Consider the following 17,614-nt stretch of genomic DNA (forward strand, 5'->3'; position numbering starts at 1 on the left):
TAAGCCTCTTTGGCCCCCAATCATACCAGCACCCGCACACAGATGCTGTGCGAGGTAGGCAGTCGAGCGCGTGTGGCTCACGGTTTAAAAGGGTGCTCTGACGCGGGCAGGACCGTGCCTTCACAGGTCCCGAACCCAATTGTGTAGCCATCCCCCTGCGCCCTACCGCACAGGGTGATGGTATCGCCGTCTTCGATGAAACTGCGTGCCTCACCGGTTTGAAGCGTCAGAGGTTCCGCCCCACCCCTGCTGAGTTCCAGCAGCGAGCCCCAACTGTCTCGCGAAGGTCCCGAAATCGTGCCTGAACCCAACAGATCGCCGGTATTCATCGGGCAGCCCGAGCCTGCGTGATGTGCCAGCTGTTGTGCGGCGGAATAGTACATCTCGCGGTAGGTCGTCCGCGCAATTGTGGTTGGGGCCTGACCCTCGGGTGCCAATGTCACCTCAAGCGCGATGTCGTAGAGCATTGGACCGCAATCCTTCAGGTGATCCAGAAGATCGACTTCGCGGTCGGGCGTGTCACAGCGGAACGGTGCCAGCGCCGCTTTGGTCACGATCCAGGGGCTGATCGAGGTTGCGGTGGCTTTGGCCTGAAACGGACCCAGCGGCTGGTACTCCCATGCCTGAGTGTCGCGGGCGGACCAGTCGTTCAATAGCACGTAGCCAAAGATGTGATCGTCAGCCTGTTGCACCGAGAGTGGGCCATCAGACGGGGTGCCAACGATCGCCCCCATTTCCAGCTCAAAATCAAAGCGGCGGCTTGGCAGGAAGGCAGGTCGATCATGATCGGGCAATTTCAATTGTCCCCACGGCCGACGAATGTTCGTGCCTGACACCACAACCGAGGACGCCCGGCCATTGTACCCAATCGGCATATGCAGCCAATTCGGCGGCAGTGCATTCTCGGGGTCGCGAAACATGGATCCGACGTTGAACGCATGATTTCTGCTCGCGTAGAAATCGGTGAACTCGCTGACGGCGAACGGCATATGCAAAACGACTGCGCTTTGAGGCACCAGAAGCGCCAGGGCCGCGTCCTGTTCCGGGGCGCCCTCGGACAGCAGCGCCGTCAATCGGTTGCGCAGGGCGGCCCAGACAGCAGGGCCTTGTTCCATCAACGGGTTCCAGAAGGGCAGATCAAACAGCGGTTCGTCGCCAAGAGTGATCAGCCCCTCAGCCTCGGCCGTCGTGATATCAAGGATCATATCCCCGATGGCAACGCCGCATCTGGGTTCATCGTGGCCAGTGGCAAAAACCCCGTAGGGCAGGTTGTTCAATGGAAATGGGTGGGTCGCATCATTGGCCGAGGCGACCCAGGATTTCAGCAAAGGCATCCCTTGATCCTTGTCTGTCTGATTTATTGCGTGTCCCGCAGGGATTTCAGCCCCAGAAGAACGGCGGCCAGAATCATGAAGCCGCCACCAGCCCGGTCCAGCCAAACCCGCGTTGATCCTTTTAACCGCTTTGCCAGCCAACTGGCGCTGGCACCGTAGGTGGTCAGAAACACCCCGTCGATGATCAGATAGGTGGCCGAGAGGATGGCGAACTGGGGCCAGAACGGTTGCGCTCCGTCTATGAACAGCGGGAACAATGCGGCAAAGAATACCACCGCCTTGGGGTTCGCGGCAGAGGTGATGAAGCCTTGCAGCCACAAGGCTTTGCGGCTGGCAGGCCGAGCCGTCTGCGCAGTTCGGGGCCGGGCTTTCACGATCGATTTGACGCCCAGAAACACCAGATAGGCGACGCCCAACCATTTGATAGTGGCCAGTGCCGTGCCCGACGCGGCAAGGATTGCCGCCAGCCCCAGCCCCGCTGCCAACATTTGCAGCAGATTGGCTGTCAGATCTCCGGCGGCAGTAAACACCCCACGCCGCAGACCGTTGGTCGCAGAGTTGGACAGCATCAGCAGCTGGCTGGGTCCCGGTGTGCTCATCAGCAGCAAGACCGTCGCGACATAGGTGATCCAGACATCAAACGGCATAGCAGGTCATTTCCTTCCCGGCGTTCCATCGAACTTTTTCTCAAGTGAGGTCCAACAGTCAATGTAGTCGTCCTGCAACGGTGCTTCAGTGGCCGCAAAGGCGGTAAGGTGCTGTGGGAAGCGGGTTTCGAACATGAAGGACATTGTGTGGTCCAGCTTGTCCGGCCCCAGATTGGCGTTCGAGGCTTTCTCGAACGCTTCCCGATCCGGGCCATGTGGGATCATCATGTTGTGCAGGCTCATGCCGCCTGGAACAAAGCCCTGAGGTTTGGCGTCATACTGGCCGTAGATATTGCCCATCAGCTCGGACATGATGTTCTTGTGGTACCACGGCGGGCGGAAAGTGTCCTCGGCCACCATCCAACGTTCGCGGAACAGGACAAAGTCGATATTGGCCGTGCCGGGCTGGCCCGAAGGCGCGGTGAGAACTGTGAATATCGACGGGTCCGGGTGGTCGAACAAGATCGCGCCGACCGGGCAATAGGTGCGCAGATCGTATTTGTAGGGCGCATAGTTGCCGTGCCAGGCCACCACGTCCAGCGGGCTGTGGCCGATTTTAGTCACGTGGAACTGACCACACCATTTAATTGTCACAGTTGACGGGATTTCACGGTCTTCGAACGCTGCGACCGGGGCCTTGAAGTCGCGCGGATTGGCCATGCAATTTGCACCGATCGGCCCGCGCCCGGGCAGTTCGAATTTCTGTCCGTAGTTCTCGCAGACAAATCCACGCGCAGGACCATCCAGAACTTCGACCCGGTACAGCAGACCGCGTGGCAGGAGGGCGATCTCCTGCGGTTCCAGATCGATGATCCCCAGCTCGGTGACGAACCGCAGGCGTCCATCCTGCGGGACCACCAGCAGTTCGCTGTCGGCCGAGTAGAAATAGGCGTCCACCATTGAGTCGGTGACCAGATAGACATGGCTGGCCATGCCAACCTGTGTGTTTACGTCCCCAGCCGTGGTCATGGTGCGCATGCCGGTCAGCCAGGTCAGCGGCGCTTCGGAGTGCGGAACCGGATCCCAGCGATACTGCCCCAAGCTGATCACATCCGGATCGACGCAGGGTGCGGACTGCCAATAGGGTAGATCGATTTTCTGATAGCGATGCGAATGCTTGACCGATGGGCGGATGCGGTAGCACCAGGTGCGCTCGGGCGGGTTCGCGGTAAAGGCCGTGCCACTCAACTGCTCGCCGTACAGGCCATAGTTGCAGCGCTGCGGGCTGTTCATCCCCTGCGGCAGCGCATCCGGCAGCGCCTCGGTTTCGAAATCATTCCCGAAGCCGGGCATATAGCCGGGATGGGTTCCCACAGGTGTCGAAGCCTGAGTCAGCTCATGCGGTTCAGTCGGACGAGTCATCATATGTTCCTCCGTTAGCTGCTTGTGGAATAATAGTTGATTTTGTAACTAACAAGCATGACAGGCGAAAATGACGAGTTTGATCTGCAAGACTTCCTGCCGTTTCTTTTGAATCAGGCTGCCGAGGCCGCCGCTTTGGATTTTCAGCGCATCTACAAAGGAAGGTATGGCCTTTTACGGACAGAGTGGCGGGTGCTGTTCCATCTGGGGGTGTTCGGAACCCTGACCGCCAAAGAGATCGGCTTGCGGGCCAGTTTGCACAAAACCAAGATCAGTCGCGCGGTTCACAGGTTGGAACAGCGCCGTTATCTGAAACGCACCCGGGATGAAAAGGATCGGCGGGTTGAATGGTTGGTGCTGACGACATCCGGTCTTTCGGTATATCGAGAGCTGCGCGGAACCGCCGCGAAATATGACGCGAAATTGGCGAGTGCTTTCACCACAGAAGAGGTCACAATGCTGAGGAAAATGCTGCGACGCCTTGCGGGGTCTGGTATTCCTGTGTGACGCGACCCAGATGTAAGGCTGCACAAAACGGACAACGCCATGACCTCTTCGGACATCCTCTCAGCACCCCAGCATGATCTGATCGACTGGCTCGTGTCCAAAGGGCTTGAAGGTGCAGGTCAGGAAGAGTTGTTGGACGGCTTCTGTACCCGAATGGTCGATCAGGGCCTGCCATTGTTGCGCTTTCATGCGGCCCAATCGACGTTGCACCCGGTCTACGGTGGGATGGGCTATAGCTGGTATCGCTCTGGTGGCGGGTCATCCGAAAAGTTCGAGAATTCGGATACCCCCAGCGAAGAGTGGCTGCGCAGCCCGCTCTACGCTTTGCTGCACGAAGACTTGGACGAGATTCGCGTTCGGCTGGTGGATCAAAACGAACCCAGCCGGTTTCCGCTATTGAATGAGTTGCGGGAGGAAGGGGCGACGGATTACTACGCGACCGGTGTCTCGTTCGAGCGGTCCGAACCTTTGCGCCATACGGGTCCTCAAAAGGTCAGCGACGGCGTGCTGATGTCCTGGACCAGCGACGCGCCGACAGGGTTTGATGACAATGATCTCGGCATAATTCACACGGTCCTGCCGCATTTGGGTCTGGCGTTGAAATCAGCCAAGAGCCAGACCATGGCGAGGGACCTGATGCGCGTCTATCTGGGCCGTGATGCCGGGCGGCGTGTGCTGTCCGGTGAAATCCAACGCGGATCGCTGCAACAAATCGATGCGGTGATCTGGAATTTCGATCTTGAGGGTTTCACCACCCTGTCCGAGGATATGCCCGGACCTGAGATCATAGACATGCTGAACGACTACCTGGCCGTCGCCGTTGGCGTGGTGCATGACAGTGGCGGCAATATCCTGAAATTCATGGGCGATGGGCTGATGGCCATGTTTGATGTCGGTGAGATCGATGCCGACGCCCGGGCCGCGCTATCTGCCGTGCCACTGCTGCAGACTCGGATGCAGGAACTTAACATCCGGCGTCAAGCTGCGGGTCAGCGCGTGGCGAACTATACCCTTGCGCTGCATTCAGGCGAGATTCTCTATGGCAATATCGGCGCCGAGACCCGACTGGATTTCACCGTGATCGGGCCTGCCGTCAATCAGGCGTCCCGGATTGCCGGAATGCACCGGTCGCTGGGGCAAAGGATTCTCATCTCGGATGATGTTGCGCGCGCGTCGCAGCCCTGTGGTCAGGAGTTGGTGTCGGTTGGGCGCTACATGCTGCGTGGTGTGAACGAACCGAAAGAGCTGTTTACGATCTACAACCCTGCCGACTAGGCGTTCGTCACATTTTCAAGGGCGACAGAAGTCGCGCGGCCCGTTCTTGTCGACTGCGCCAAGTTTTGATGGCTAAAAGTCGATCTCAACGCCTGGCAGGTTCAGTTCGCGCATCATGTCGCGCAGCTCTTGCCGGGCAGCGATGTTTGAGATGTTCAGCTGTTTGACGCCGATGTCCTTGAGGTCCAGCAGCGTGAGACCTCGCGGGAACAACTCACGAAAGACAACCCGTTCCGAGAAACCTGATGCGACTCGGAACCCGATGCGTTGCGACAGCATCTCGATCGCGCGTTGCATCTTTTCCTTGTTCACCATCCGCTGGGTGCCGACTCGGTTGCGCACAACCACCCAGTCAATGGGCTTTAGCCCCGCCTGAGCGCGCAATTGCCGCGCGTTCCAGACCATCTCGGAATAGACCGAGGGACCAAGGATTTTCTCGCCCTTGGAATCGATCCGGGCCAGCAGGTCGAAATCAATGAAACTGTCATTCAGAGGTGTGACCAGCGTGTCGGCCAGCGAGTGGGCCACCTGACTGAGGCGGGTGTGCGAGCCGGGGCAGTCGATCAGGATGAAATCGCTGTCGCTTTCCAATTCGGACACGGCAGCCGACAGGCGGTGGTCATAGATGTTTTCACCCGGTTTCAGAGTGCTGGCGTCGATCTCGGGCAGGTCGTGGTGGCGCGGGCTGGGCAGGGTCAGATCCGTATTCTTCAGAAAGTTCAGCCGGTTCTCGAAATAGCGTCCCAGACTGCGCTGGCGCAGGTCCAGATCCAAAGTGCTGACCTTGTGGCCCAGCCGTGCCAGAGCGGTTGCCACATGCATGGAAACGGTAGATTTGCCTGCGCCGCCCTTTTCGTTTCCCACTACGATGATATGTGCCATGCCGCTGTTCCCAAGCCTTGCCGTGTTTGTCCACACGTTGTTGTCAGCCACTATATGTTGTGTCAGCGTGGAAGAAAAGAACCTCAAGCCGCTGTTTGGGGCAATATTGGACTCAAATTTGGAAAACCCAACCCGCAGGCAGGTTTAGCGCCAAAAGCTTGCCAAGGTTGAGTTCGTGTTTCACTGTTCGACCGACGCAGGCAAAGGAGAATGCGGGTTGGAACATCTGTTCCTCAACGTTTTGAACGTGATTTTGCCCGTGCTGATTTGCGCCGGTATCGGCTATGGGTTGGCCCTCACGAAAACACCGTTCGACAACAAGGTGATCGGGGGGATAGTCTCGAAGGTCGGCTATCCCACACTCATCATTTCCCACCTGACGGCTACCAAATTGGACGTCGGTACATTTTTGGACATGATGTGCGCCGCCGTATTGGCCATAGCAGGGTTTGGTGTGCTGGGTTTTGTCGCTCTCAAAGCGCTGCGACTACCGATCAGGGCGTTTCTGACGCCCTTGATGCATGGAAATGTGGGCAATATCGGCTTGCCGATCACTCTGTTGGCGTTGGGCGATGCGGGTATGGCGTATACGATGGCCTTTGTGGTCGTGGTGCTGATCAGCATATTCACCATTGGCATGTGGATCCCGGCCGGAGAGTTCTCGGCCAGAAAACTCGCTACCTCACCAATCCTCTATGCGGTTGTGCTGTCGCTGATCCTGATGGCGACAGGAACCAACCTGCCGCAGCCTATCGCAAAGTCCTTTGACATTCTGGGCGGGCTGTCCATTCCGTTGATGCTGCTGACACTGGGTCATACTTTGGCAACGCTGCGGATCAGCAGCATCAGGTGGGCGTTGTTGTTAACCGGATTGCATCTGGGGATGGCCGTGGGCATTGCGAGTGTTCTGATCTGGCTCTTTGGCTTTACCGGTGCGGAACGCGGGGCGCTGATCCTGTGTTGCCTTATGCCATCCTCTGTGGCGACGTACCTGTTCATTGACCAGCACGTCCCTGAATACGGGCCGGACGTTGCCGGGTTCATATTGGTCTCGACCCTGGCTACAATTATTGTTCTGCCTTTGGCGCTGTCCTACTGGATTTGACACGCACCCTATGCATGGCGGAAAAAATCGCTAAAGTATTGATAAATTGCAGTAAAGAAACATAGCTCCAGGGTGGTGCGATGAACGGAAGGACCCCGGCAAACGTAACCCCACAGGCCCGCGCCCGCGTGGTGTTGGCGATGACGGCGATCTGCATGATGGTTGTAGGGTTCAACACCACCGCCGTTGCCACGGTCCTGCCCAACCTGAAGGCCGAGTTTGATCTGACCCCGTCCGGCCTGCAATGGGTGATGGCGATCTATACGGTCGCCAGCGCCACGCTTGTCACCATTGTCAGTCGTCTGGGGGATATCACCGGCAAGATGGGGGTGTTCTTCTTTGGTATGATCGTCTTTGCCTTCGGGTCTGCGTCGGTCTTGTTTGCGCAGGACGCAACCATGCTTTTGATAGGTCGCGGGGCGCAGGGGGCGGGGGCGGCAGCGCTGTTCGGAACCTCTCTGTCCCTGCTGACAGCTGCCACGCCCGAAGACCAAAGGGCCGGTGTCACCGGTTTCTGGGGTGCTATCGTGGGGCTGGCAATTGGTGTTGGCCCCATTGTGGGCGGAGCCTTTGGCCACTATGTCAGCTGGCGTGCGGTGTTTGCCACTGATCTGGTGCTGCTGGCCGTGGCCTTCGCCATCGGATTGCGTGTCAGCAAACGGAACTATGTGCCCGACACCCGTCTTGCCAACGCGCGGTTCGATTATCCTGGTGCGGTGGCCATCGTGTTGTTTCTGGGGCCGTTGTCCTTTGCGCTCAGCAATGGGGAAAGCAGCGGGTGGACAACGCCGCTGACGCTGATACCGCTGGCTGTAGCGGCACTGGCGACTGTCCTGCTGGTCATCGTCTCGCGCCGCAATGATGACCCGCTGATCGAGCTGCGGTATTTCCGTCATCCGCGCTACTTCATGGCGGCTGCGGGGATGTTTTTCACCGGTTTCACGCTGTTCTGTTTCTTTGTCTATTTCAATACGTTTGTGCAATCGCCGGATGCCTTTGGCTATACCTCCATCGGTGCCGGGCTGGCGATCATGCCGCTCAGCGTCAGCATGTTTGTCATCTCGGTCACCGCGCCCCGGTTTCTGGCACCCTACAGTTTTCAGTGGCCGGTTGCGATCGGGTTGGGGGCGATGGCGTGTGGCTTCCTGTTGCTGATGACTACCTCGAACACCACGCAGTATTCCGAGATTTGGTGGAAGCTGCTGATCGTCGGCATCGGGATGGGCATCTGTTTCTCGCTTTTACCACGTCTTGGCCTGCGCCTGTTGCCAGAAGAGCATGTGGGGCAGGGTTCAGGCGTTATCAACGCGTGTCTTTATTTCGGAGCCACCCTGGGCGCAGTGGTCGGCGGCTTGGCAGAATCCATCACCACCCGCCGGGGTCTGTCCGAGGTAATTGACGCCCTGCCTGCCGGATCAAATCAGCGTGCCGATCTGGCCCATGCGCTGACCCACGGAACACCCGGCCAGATACAGCAGTTGCTTGCCGGCATGGATCCGACGTCGGGAACAGCTTTGGCGCAAGCGCTGCGGGATTTGCAGGACAATGCCTTTGACAGCGCAATGGTGGTCGCCGCAATTGCCGCCCTGATCGGGATGGCGCTGGCATTGCTGTTGCTGCGCGGACCGGTGCCGCCACTACACAGTGCTGCGGATCTGACAAAAAAATAGCTGCCTGTCGCGGAGGCGGTTCAGCCTTTAGAACCAGATATCTTCAAGCCATCTCGGCCTTCAACAAAAAAAGCCGCTCCGGATGGAGCGGCTTTTCGAGTTCCAAACAGGTCAGACTTAGAAGCCCAGACCTTCGTATTTCTTTTTGAACTTCGACACGCGACCGCCTGCGTCCATCAGACGGGTACCGCCACCGGTCCACGCGGGGTGCGAGGAGGGGTCGATTTCCAGAGCCAGCTGGTCGCCTTCGGCGCCCCAGGTGGATTTCATCTGAACCACGGTGCCATCGGTCATTTTGACGTTGATGACGTGATAATCGGGATGGATGTCTTTTTTCATCTTTCCGCTCCTTACGCCTCGGCGCCAGCCTTGGGCTTGTAGTTGGTGACCTCTGCGATACGTGCGGATTTACCACGGCGCGAGCGCAGGTAGTACAGTTTGGCGCGACGGACACGGCCACGGCGGACAACGGTGATGCTGTCGATGTTGGTCGAATACAGCGGGAACACACGCTCCACGCCTTCGCCAAACGAAATTTTGCGAACAGTGAACGAACCGGCAATGCCATTGCCGTTGTTGCGCGCGATGCAGACGCCTTCGTAGTTCTGCACACGGGTGCGCGACCCTTCGGTCACCTTATAGCCGACACGGATGGTGTCACCGGCTTTGAAGTCGGGGATGTCTTTCCCCAGGGCGGCAATCTGTTCCGCCTCAAGTTGTGCGATCAGGTCCATCGCAGGTTCTCCTATCTGCTCGTGGTTGGTCCACGAAGTTTGGGCACGGCCTGAGAGCTCTTGGTCTTCACCGGGTCCTGCGTACAGCCCGCCAGAGGTCAGATCGAATGTTCCTTTGGCTCGGTCTGCCCTGACACGCCGCGGCCGAAGAAAGCCAGGCTGTGCGCCATGAAACAAACCAAAACACCGGAGTCGCGCGTCGCGGCACCGGATTGTGCTGCTTTAGGGGGTTTGGGGGCAGGGATCAAGCCTAAATTGCAGGCGTAGACGGTGGGTTTTCGCCAACCGATAAATGCGCCGTTGCCTTGTGCCTCGGATCGGTCATTCTGAGGACAATTACAAGAGCAGAAATTTCAGGCAGGAATGATGATGCGATTTGCACTCATGCTGGCCCTTGCAGGGGCTGTTTTGGTGTCTTGCGGGCGCAAGGGGCCTGCGCCTCAGGTGGTAGAAGCAGTGCCGGGGGTGGATCGGACCGCGCCTGCAATTATCTACCCCGACTTTGGTGATGCCGATCCACATGACTGGGAGGGGCGCCATCCCGGCCTTTATCCTGTGCATGGACTCGATGTGTCTCGCTGGCAGGGGCCGATTGATTGGCGTCAGGCCAAGGCGTCGGGTGTTAGCTTTGCCTTTCTGAAGGCGACCGAGGGCGGCGACGTGGCCGATCCGCTCTTCGATGACCACCGGCGTGGCGCGCAGGCGGCGCGCGTGCCATGGGGGGCGTATCACTACTATTACTTCTGCCGTTCAGCGCGTGAACAGGCGCGCTGGTTCATCGAGAATGTCCCGAAAGGGGCCGATCTGCCCCATGTGCTGGATATGGAATGGACGCCCCATTCAAAGACTTGCACGCTGCGCCCGGATGGCAAGACGGTCCGGGCAGAAGCGCAGCGATTCCTGGATATTCTCGAGCGCCACTACGGCCGCCGTCCCATCGTCTACACGACAGTTGATTTCTATCAGGACACCGATATAGCGCGGCTGCCCAAGACCGAGTTCTGGTTGCGTTCGGTCGCGGGGCATCCGCGTCAGGTCTATCCCGGCGCGGTTTGGCGGTTCTGGCAATACACGGGCACCGGGCTGGTGCCTGGGGTGCAGGGCAAAGTGGATATCAACGTGTTCAGCGGCCCACCCGAGATCTGGGCGCGATGGAAAACCGGACCGTCCTGAGCGGGCTCAGCTGTCGCGCGATTTCTCGTAGGCGTTCCATATATCGGGTCGCCGTTCGCGGGTTGTGTCCTCGGCCATCTTATGCCGCCAGTCGGCAATGCGACCATGGTGGCCCGACATCAGAACCTCAGGTATCGGACGGCCGTTCCATTCGGCGGGGCGCGTGTATTGCGGATGCTCCAGCAGGCCTGAGGAAAAACTCTCGTCCTCGGTTGAGGCCTGATTTCCCAATACACCGGGGATCAGCCGCACAGTGGCGTCAATCAGGGCTTGCGCTGCAATTTCGCCACCGGTCATGACGAAATCGCCCAGACTGACCTCCTGCACGCCATAGTGTTCCAAAACCCGCTCATCCACGCCCTCAAAACGACCGCAGAGCAGGGTCATGCCATCGCAGCGCGCCAGGTTCTGCATCATCTTCTGATCCATGCGTTTGCCGCGCGGGCTTAGGTAGATCAGCGGCCAGTTTCCTTGGATGCCGGTCATCGTCTGCTCGATTGCTGGACCCAGAACATCAGCGCGCAGGACCATTCCGGCCCCTCCGCCCGCAGGGGTATCATCCACATTACGGTGTTTTCCGATCCCGAACTGGCGCAGATCAACGGTTTCCAGCTGCCAAAGCCCCTCTTGCAGGGCTTTGCCCGTCAGGCTTTCACCCAGAACACCGGGAAAGGCGTCGGGAAACAGGGTGATGATCTTGGCTTTCCATACGCCGTGCAAATCCGGCGTGGGCGTCATCAGCTCACGTGGTTTCAGGGTGGGGCGGATGGCCTTGCGACCATGAGATTTGCTTGGCGTGTCTGTCATGCCTGCGTGACCAGTTCGTCCTTGGCGCGTCTGAGGATGGCCTTCTTTTGCGTCATCAGCGTGGCATCGTCCAGCGCCGACCTGTTCAGTTCCAGCAATTCCATCAAGATATCGTCTGGCGCGCGCGCGGTATGGGCTTCGGGGGTCACAAGCTGCATGGTCTTGTCGTTTGGAAGGTCCAAAAAAACGGCAAAGGGCGCACCCGGTCCAAACCTCTGTTCACGCAGATTTTCCAACCATTCGGTTTTGACCTTGACTGTTGGCAACCTGCTTTGCAGCGCGTCTGCAGTTTCTTGCAGCGACGGGAGATGATCCATCGCCGTGCGGAAGCTGTTGAAATCCTGTACCAGCCGTGTGCGCCGCAGGTCATGCGCCCAAAGACTGTACAGCCAGTCTTCTTGCTGTCGCAGAGACAGGTAGATCGTGATGTCCACCGGGTCGCCGCGCAGCCTGTCATGAATAAGATCGACCAGAGCAGTGGCCAGTTCGGGAACCGCAGCATAGCCCTCGGCGCTGTTGCGGCTGGGACGCAGACCCGCGAAGTTTTCTTCGCTCAGGATCAGGCCGCGGCGGGTGCCGAAATCTATCGATTGCAGCACATCGACAACACCCGCTTTGAATTCGGCCAGAGTGCTGCTCATCCGATAGATCGAATGGCGTGTGGCTGCGTCGGCCAGACCGGTCTTGCGCGTTTTATAGGGCAGGATCAGCGAGAAATGCGGCCAGATCAGCTTGCGGTTCTTGTACAGGAACGACTGTGCAACGGTGGTGCCGGTTTTGTGCAGCCCCAGATGCAACAGAACGCGTCGCATCAGATTAGGCCTTCGGGCGGGTCGGCGATGATGCGGCCTGCGTCCAGATCAACCGTCGGCACGGCCTCAAGCGTAAAGGGCAGCAGAACGGTTGATTTCAACCCCGGCCCGTGCAGTTCCAGAAGGTCCGAAGCGCCATGGTTCTGAACAGATTTGACCCGACCCAGCAAGGTGCCTCCGGTGTCGTAGACGTCCAATCCGATCAGGTCTGCATGATAGAATTCGTCGTCGGGCAGTGAAGGCAGCTGATCGCGCCGGGCAAACAGACGCAGGCCCTTTTGGGCGTCGGCCTCTTCCTTGGTTTCGACGCCACCCAGACGGGCGGCAAACCCATTCTTGATGGTCCGGGTCAGCACCAGCGGAAAGCGGTCCTTGCCGGTCTCGTCGGTCAGGGGCGAATAAGCCTCGATATCTTCCGGTATGGCACAATAGCTTTTCAGGCGTACTTCGCCGCGCACACCATACGATCCTGCAATGCTGCCGACGCAGATCAGATCACTCATTTGAGCCTTCCGTTACACATAGTCCATTCCGCCATTGACCGATCCCCTCGCAGGCCTCGCGCTGGTTCGAGCGTTCAAAGAATACACCCACAATAAAGGCGATCATCAACAGGATGGGAAGCCGTAACAATCCAAACATACAGCTATCTCACATCGATGGGCAGAGTGGCGTTTCGGCTTTCCCAACCGACGTGTTCCAGTTCCGGCCTGTCCGACACAGTTTCGGGCCAGCCGACACAGAAATAGCCGATCAACCGCCAAGTCTCGGGTACGTCCAGATCGCGGGTCAGTCGGTCGGGGTCGAGGATCGATACCCAGCCAAGCCCCAGCCCTTGCGCGCGCAAAGCCAGCCAGAAAAGGGTGATCGCCGACACAACAGAGTACCGTCGCATCTCAGGCATCGTGCCCGCGCCCAGACCTTGGCCTTTGTTGGTGGCATCGTCACAGAATACGGCCAGTTGCACCGGGGCGTCCTGCATCCCTGACAACTTCAACTTGCTGTAAAGCTGCGCCTTTTCGCCTGTATACCCGTCCAGAGCCCGGGCATTGGCAGATTGAAAATTCTCAAGCGCCGCTTTTCTTGCTGTTTCGCTTTCGACCCGGATCACACGCCAGGGCTCGCTGAGCCCAACAGAAGGGGCCAGCCGAAACGCCTCGAGGCAGCGCGTCAGCACTGCCTCGTCAATCGCATCGCTGCGAAACCGGCGCACGTCACGCCGGAGCCGCATCAACAGATCGAACTGCGTGCGAAAATCGTCACTGAACGTTTGATCCCGCACGCGCCGTCCTGCTTACTCTTCTGCGGCTGCTTCTTCAGCAGGTGCAGCAGCGGCTTCGGCAGCTTCAGCCGCCTTGGCAGCTTTTTCTTCCGCGCGCTCCTGAGCTTTCTTGCCCGGAGTACCCTTGTTGGGGTTGTTGCGCTCGGCCTTGTCGCGGGTTCCAGCGGCTTCCAGCATACGCGCGATCCGGTCGGTGGGCTGTGCGCCCTGATCCAGCCAGTACTGGATGCGCTCCATGTTCATTTTCACGCGCTCTTCGCTGTCTTTCGGCAGCAGCGGGTTGTAGGTGCCCAGCTTTTCGATGAAGCGGCCATCGCGCGGCATGCGGCTGTCAGCAGCCACGATGCGGTAGAAGGGACGTTTTTTCGAGCCGCCGCGGGCGAGACGAATTTTCATTGCCATGGTGGTATCTCCTTTAGATGGCGTTTACCGGGATCGTTTCCGGTTAATTCTGATGTTTCTTGTGGTGTCGGATGACTTCCTGAATGATGAAGTTCAGGAAAGCCTTGGCGAAATCGGGGTCCAGATCGGCCTCTTTCGCCAGGTCTTCTAACCGTGCGATCTGCGCGGCTTCGCGCGAAGGATCGGACGGGGGAAGGTCGTGTGCGGCCTTGAGCTTGCCAACGGCCTGCGTGTGCTTGAACCGCTCGCCCAGCGTGTAGACAAGGATCGCGTCCAGCCGGTCGATGCTTTCGCGATGCTCTTTCAACAGCGTGGCAGCCTGTGTCACGGGGTTGGTCATTGGCCGGTCCTTTCGGTGGTCAAGTCAATCTGCGGGTGACGCCAGATTTGAGCGTGCTTGCCCAAAAGCTCGGCTCTCTCAATCTCCAGCGTCGCGCCAAGGCGTTCGGCCAGTGCGCGCGAGCGGTCGTTGGCGTGGGCGATGTAGGAAATCACCCCGTTCAGCCCCTGATGTCGGGCGGCGTAGTCACGCGCAGCCTGCGCGGCCTCAAAGCCCAGACCTTTGCCCTCGGCCTCTGCCATCAGCGTCCAGCCCAGCTCGGGCTCGGCCCAGCCCGGCACATAGATCATGCCAGCCCATCCCACGAATGCGCCGCTGGCTTTTTCGGTCAGGTGCCACAGGCCATAGCCACGTAACGCCCAATGCCCCAGTCTGTTCGACAGCGAGCTCCAGCTTTCAAGCGCGTCCTTAGGGCCGCCGACCATATGGCTGCGCTTGGTGGCGAAGAATTCGGTCATCGCAGGCAGATCATCCAGATGTGGCGAACGCAGGATCAGGCGCTCGGTCTCGACGGTAGGAATAGTAAATGAGGTCACGCGTAGGCCTCCATCCCGCCGTCGTCATCGGTCGAAAGGTGGCGATACACCAGAGTAACGCCTTCCTCTTCAGCAATCTCGCGCTCAACAAAAGCGCCAAGTCTTTCTGCAAGCCGCTCAGAGCGTTCGTTTCCCTTGACGACAAAACTGGCGAGTGTATCCCAACCGAGTTGGTCGAAGGCAAAATCGCGTGCGGCTGAGGCAGCCTCAAAGGCGTAACCCTGTCCCTCACCGGCTTCGGTGAAGATGAAGCCAAGCTCGGGTTCGGGGTCTTCGGGTTCGAACCCCAGCACGACAAAACCCAGCAGCTGCGTAGTGTCTTTCGCGCAGACCGACCACATGCCATGGCCACGTAGCGACCAGATGGCGACCATCTGGGCAAAATCGTACCAAGCATCCTCGCGGGACATGACACTCAGATACCGCGCACGCGGGCTGGCAACGATATGGGCATAAGTGTCGAAATCCGACAATTGCGGCGCGCGCAGAACCAGACGCTCGGTTTCGAGCATGGGAATGGCATTCGCCACCCGAGTCGCCAGCTCAACACTTTGAGCATTCGGTGCTGCTTCGAACCGGAAGGTCATGCGTAGACCTCCGATCCGCTTTGCAGCTCATCCGGGTGAGGGTGACGATAGACGACATCTTCGGGGTTCGGGCGTGCTGCGCTTGGGTCTTCGATTGCCCCCAACCGCTTGGCCAGCGCGATTGAACGAATGTTTGGCGCATCGATATAGCTGACCAGAGTCGCCGAAGCGGTGTTCTGAAACGCCCAGTCGCGCGCGGCGCAGGCTGCTTCGAATGCAAAGCCCTTGCCTTCAAATCCGGGGAAAATGCACCAGCCGATTTCGGTTTCCGGGAACTTCGGGGGTTTGTTGATCCCGACCTGACCGATGAGCTCACCGGTTTCAGTCAGATCGACCGCCCATGCGCCAAAGCCCAGGAACTGCCAGCTGGCCACGTCAGAGCCCAGCATCGACCACAGGTCCTGCGCCGAATAAGGCCCGTCCATATACCGCGCCCAATCCGTCGCAAACAGCGCCGCCATCGGCTCGAAGTCATCAAGCCGGTGATGGCGCAGCGTCAGGCGCGCGGTGGTTATGGTGGGCGCAAGGGTCACTTACTTTTTCTTCCCGAACCCGCTGAGGCCCGGGGGCAGAGCCATGCCGCCACCCATTCCGGGCAGACCGCCGCGTCCGCCCATAGCTTTGGCCGCCTGTTCCAGCGCCTTCGGGTCCATACCTGCTGCCATTTCCTCGGGCGAGGGGCCGCCCTTGCCGAACATGCCCTTCATGGCTTGTTTCAGCATCTTGCCTTTGCCCATCTTGCCCATTTTCTTCATCATGTCCGACATCTGCCGGTGCATCTTGAGCAGTTTGTTGAGGTCGCTGACCTCCATCCCCGAACCGGCCGCAATACGCTTCTTGCGGCTGGCCTGCAGCAGCTGCGGATTGGCGCGTTCCCGTTTGGTCATTGATTGGATCAGCGCGATTTGCTGGCGCAGGACCTTGTCGTCGAGACCGGCCTGATCCATCTGCTTGGCCATCTTGCCCATGCCCGGCATCATGCCCATCATGCCCTGCATGCCGCCCATCTGGATCATCTGTTCCAGCTGCATTTTCAGGTCGTTCATGTTGAACTGACCTTTGACCATGCGCTTCATCATGCGCTCGGTCTGTTCCATCTCCATCGTTTCCTGGGCCTTTTCGACCAGAGCAACGATGTCGCCCATGCCCAGAATACGACCGGCGATCCGATCCGGCTCGAAGGTTTCGAGCGCGTCCATCTTCTCGCCGAGACCGACAAAGCGGATCGGCTTGCCGGTGACCGCGCGCATCGACAGCGCCGCACCACCGCGCCCGTCACCATCCATACGGGTCAGGACCACGCCCGAGATGCCGACCTTAGCGTCGAATTCCTCGGCCACTTCAACGGCGACCTGACCGGTCAGGCCGTCGACCACCAGAAGCGTCTCGCGCGGGTCAACAACGTTACGGACCTGCTCGACCTCGTCCATCAGGACTTCGTCGATATGCAGACGGCCCGCGGTATCCAGCATATAGACGTCATAGCCGCCCAAAGTGGCCTGCTGTTTGGCGCGCTTGGCGATATCAACGGGCTTTTGGCCCGGCACGATCGGCAGTGTGTCCACACCAACCTGCGTACCCAAGACGGCCAGCTGATCCATCGCCGCCGGACGATAGACGTCCAGCGAGGCCATCAGGACCTTCTTGCCCTCTTTCTCTTTCAGGCGTTTGGCGAGCTTGCCGGTGGTGGTTGTCTTACCCGAGCCCTGCAGGCCGACCATCAGGATTGGGGCAGGCGGGTTGTCGATCTTCAGCGCGCCGGGGTCTTCCTCGCCACGCAGAGTATCGACCAGCGCGTCGTGCACGATCTTGACAACCTGCTGGCCGGGGGTGATCGATTTGGTCACCGCCTGACCGGTCGCCTGTTCCTGCACCTTCTTGACGAATTCGCGCGCCACCGGCAGCGAGACGTCGGCCTCAAGCAGGGCCACACGGACTTCGCGCAGGGCGGTCTTGACGTCCTCTTCGGACAGCGCCCCCTGTTTCGTCAGCCGGTCAAAGACGCCAGAGAGGCGTTCGGATAGATTTTCAAACATGCCTGCGGCCTCCTATGCCGGTTTAGATGTGGCATCCCCTAAGTAGGAAATGCCGGTTAAATGCACAATTGCCCCCTCCCACTTGTTTAGACGTGGGGGTAATGCCAAATGGCATTGCCCCCA

Annotated in this window: 22 protein-coding genes; 5 read left to right on the plus strand and 17 right to left on the minus strand. The window is 59.1% G+C overall.

What is annotated here, in order from left to right; genetic code table 11:
- Positions 1-77: 77 nt before the first annotated feature.
- Genes fahA through hmgA form a run of 3 tightly spaced genes read right to left on the minus strand, consistent with a single transcriptional unit; the run spans position 78 to position 3,343 of the window.
- On the minus strand, positions 78-1,334 hold the full coding sequence (gene fahA / locus ACR0L4_RS14890) for a fumarylacetoacetase (RefSeq protein ID WP_480513830.1): 1,257 nt from the start codon (positions 1,332-1,334) through the stop codon (positions 78-80).
- Between the two features lie 23 nt (positions 1,335-1,357).
- Positions 1,358-1,981 carry a LysE family translocator gene (locus tag ACR0L4_RS14895; RefSeq protein ID WP_170752373.1) on the minus strand — a complete coding sequence of 208 codons (624 nt, stop codon included), beginning with the start codon at positions 1,979-1,981 and terminating at the stop codon, positions 1,358-1,360.
- 6 nt (positions 1,982-1,987) lie between these two features.
- Positions 1,988-3,343 carry a homogentisate 1,2-dioxygenase gene (gene hmgA, locus ACR0L4_RS14900; RefSeq protein WP_480513832.1) on the minus strand — a complete coding sequence of 452 codons (1,356 nt, stop codon included), beginning with the start codon at positions 3,341-3,343 and terminating at the stop codon, positions 1,988-1,990.
- Between the two features lie 57 nt (positions 3,344-3,400).
- Between hmgA and ACR0L4_RS14905 the strand changes: the two genes are divergently transcribed.
- Both ACR0L4_RS14905 and ACR0L4_RS14910 read left to right on the plus strand, forming a co-directional pair.
- Entirely contained in the window at positions 3,401-3,850 is a 450-nt protein-coding gene (locus ACR0L4_RS14905) for a MarR family winged helix-turn-helix transcriptional regulator (protein ID WP_480513834.1), read from the plus strand.
- Between the two features lie 39 nt (positions 3,851-3,889).
- Positions 3,890-5,125 (plus strand): adenylate/guanylate cyclase domain-containing protein, encoded by a 1,236-nt coding sequence (locus ACR0L4_RS14910; RefSeq protein WP_480513836.1) that lies wholly within the window; start codon positions 3,890-3,892, stop codon positions 5,123-5,125.
- A 72-nt stretch (positions 5,126-5,197) separates the two neighbouring features.
- On the opposite strand, the gene ACR0L4_RS14915 is transcribed toward ACR0L4_RS14910, so the two are convergent.
- Positions 5,198-6,007, minus strand: coding sequence for a division plane positioning ATPase MipZ (locus ACR0L4_RS14915; protein ID WP_480513838.1), 810 nt, complete (start codon positions 6,005-6,007; stop codon positions 5,198-5,200).
- A 217-nt stretch (positions 6,008-6,224) separates the two neighbouring features.
- Here ACR0L4_RS14915 and ACR0L4_RS14920 point away from each other — a divergent pair, with 217 nt between their 5' ends.
- Both ACR0L4_RS14920 and ACR0L4_RS14925 read left to right on the plus strand, forming a co-directional pair.
- A complete protein-coding gene (locus tag ACR0L4_RS14920; protein WP_480513840.1) occupies positions 6,225-7,112 on the plus strand; it encodes an AEC family transporter in 888 nt (295 codons plus the stop codon).
- A gap of 80 nt (positions 7,113-7,192) precedes the next feature.
- A complete protein-coding gene (locus ACR0L4_RS14925; protein WP_480513842.1) occupies positions 7,193-8,782 on the plus strand; it encodes an MFS transporter in 1,590 nt (529 codons plus the stop codon).
- A 117-nt stretch (positions 8,783-8,899) separates the two neighbouring features.
- Here ACR0L4_RS14925 and rpmE read toward each other — a convergent pair whose 3' ends face one another.
- Together rpmE and rplS are read right to left on the minus strand one after the other, a co-directional pair.
- The gene (gene rpmE, locus ACR0L4_RS14930) at positions 8,900-9,121 is read right to left on the minus strand and encodes a 50S ribosomal protein L31 (protein ID WP_008757924.1); all 222 of its coding nucleotides are present in this window, start codon (positions 9,119-9,121) and stop codon (positions 8,900-8,902) included.
- Between the two features lie 11 nt (positions 9,122-9,132).
- Positions 9,133-9,516, minus strand: a complete 384-nt coding sequence (rplS, locus tag ACR0L4_RS14935; RefSeq protein WP_117869922.1) for a 50S ribosomal protein L19 — start codon at positions 9,514-9,516, stop codon at positions 9,133-9,135.
- A 369-nt stretch (positions 9,517-9,885) separates the two neighbouring features.
- Here rplS and ACR0L4_RS14940 point away from each other — a divergent pair, with 369 nt between their 5' ends.
- Complete coding sequence (locus tag ACR0L4_RS14940; protein ID WP_170752359.1) at positions 9,886-10,689, plus strand: glycoside hydrolase family 25 protein; 804 nt, start codon at positions 9,886-9,888, stop codon at positions 10,687-10,689.
- A 6-nt stretch (positions 10,690-10,695) separates the two neighbouring features.
- Here the strand turns inward: ACR0L4_RS14940 and trmD are convergent, their stop codons facing one another.
- Genes trmD through ffh form a run of 11 tightly spaced genes read right to left on the minus strand, consistent with a single transcriptional unit; the run spans position 10,696 to position 17,491 of the window.
- Positions 10,696-11,496: a tRNA (guanosine(37)-N1)-methyltransferase TrmD gene (gene trmD, locus ACR0L4_RS14945; protein WP_480513844.1), complete on the minus strand. Its 801-nt coding sequence runs from the start codon at positions 11,494-11,496 to the stop codon at positions 10,696-10,698.
- Complete coding sequence (locus ACR0L4_RS14950) at positions 11,493-12,308, minus strand: hypothetical protein (RefSeq protein WP_480513846.1); 816 nt, start codon at positions 12,306-12,308, stop codon at positions 11,493-11,495. Before ACR0L4_RS14950 ends, trmD begins: the two co-directional genes overlap by 4 nt.
- A complete protein-coding gene (gene rimM, locus ACR0L4_RS14955; RefSeq protein ID WP_170752353.1) occupies positions 12,308-12,811 on the minus strand; it encodes a ribosome maturation factor RimM in 504 nt (167 codons plus the stop codon). The genes ACR0L4_RS14950 and rimM overlap by 1 nt, the downstream gene beginning before the upstream one ends.
- Positions 12,804-12,950, minus strand: a complete 147-nt coding sequence (locus ACR0L4_RS14960; protein ID WP_480513849.1) for a hypothetical protein — start codon at positions 12,948-12,950, stop codon at positions 12,804-12,806. The genes rimM and ACR0L4_RS14960 overlap by 8 nt, the downstream gene beginning before the upstream one ends.
- A gap of 4 nt (positions 12,951-12,954) precedes the next feature.
- Positions 12,955-13,590: a 5,6-dimethylbenzimidazole synthase gene (gene bluB / locus ACR0L4_RS14965; protein WP_480513851.1), complete on the minus strand. Its 636-nt coding sequence runs from the start codon at positions 13,588-13,590 to the stop codon at positions 12,955-12,957.
- Between the two features lie 12 nt (positions 13,591-13,602).
- Positions 13,603-13,992: a 30S ribosomal protein S16 gene (gene rpsP, locus ACR0L4_RS14970; protein ID WP_170350323.1), complete on the minus strand. Its 390-nt coding sequence runs from the start codon at positions 13,990-13,992 to the stop codon at positions 13,603-13,605.
- Between the two features lie 43 nt (positions 13,993-14,035).
- Positions 14,036-14,332, minus strand: a complete 297-nt coding sequence (locus ACR0L4_RS14975) for a chorismate mutase (protein ID WP_074737903.1) — start codon at positions 14,330-14,332, stop codon at positions 14,036-14,038.
- Positions 14,329-14,868: a GNAT family N-acetyltransferase gene (locus tag ACR0L4_RS14980; RefSeq protein ID WP_480513853.1), complete on the minus strand. Its 540-nt coding sequence runs from the start codon at positions 14,866-14,868 to the stop codon at positions 14,329-14,331. The genes ACR0L4_RS14975 and ACR0L4_RS14980 overlap by 4 nt, the downstream gene beginning before the upstream one ends.
- Positions 14,865-15,455: a GNAT family N-acetyltransferase gene (locus ACR0L4_RS14985; protein WP_480513855.1), complete on the minus strand. Its 591-nt coding sequence runs from the start codon at positions 15,453-15,455 to the stop codon at positions 14,865-14,867. Before ACR0L4_RS14985 ends, ACR0L4_RS14980 begins: the two co-directional genes overlap by 4 nt.
- Positions 15,452-15,988: a GNAT family N-acetyltransferase gene (locus ACR0L4_RS14990; RefSeq protein WP_480513857.1), complete on the minus strand. Its 537-nt coding sequence runs from the start codon at positions 15,986-15,988 to the stop codon at positions 15,452-15,454. Before ACR0L4_RS14990 ends, ACR0L4_RS14985 begins: the two co-directional genes overlap by 4 nt.
- A complete protein-coding gene (gene ffh, locus ACR0L4_RS14995) occupies positions 15,989-17,491 on the minus strand; it encodes a signal recognition particle protein (RefSeq protein WP_480513859.1) in 1,503 nt (500 codons plus the stop codon).
- Positions 17,492-17,614: the final 123 nt, after the last annotated feature.

The organism is Ruegeria sp. AB5 (assembly GCF_056542645.1).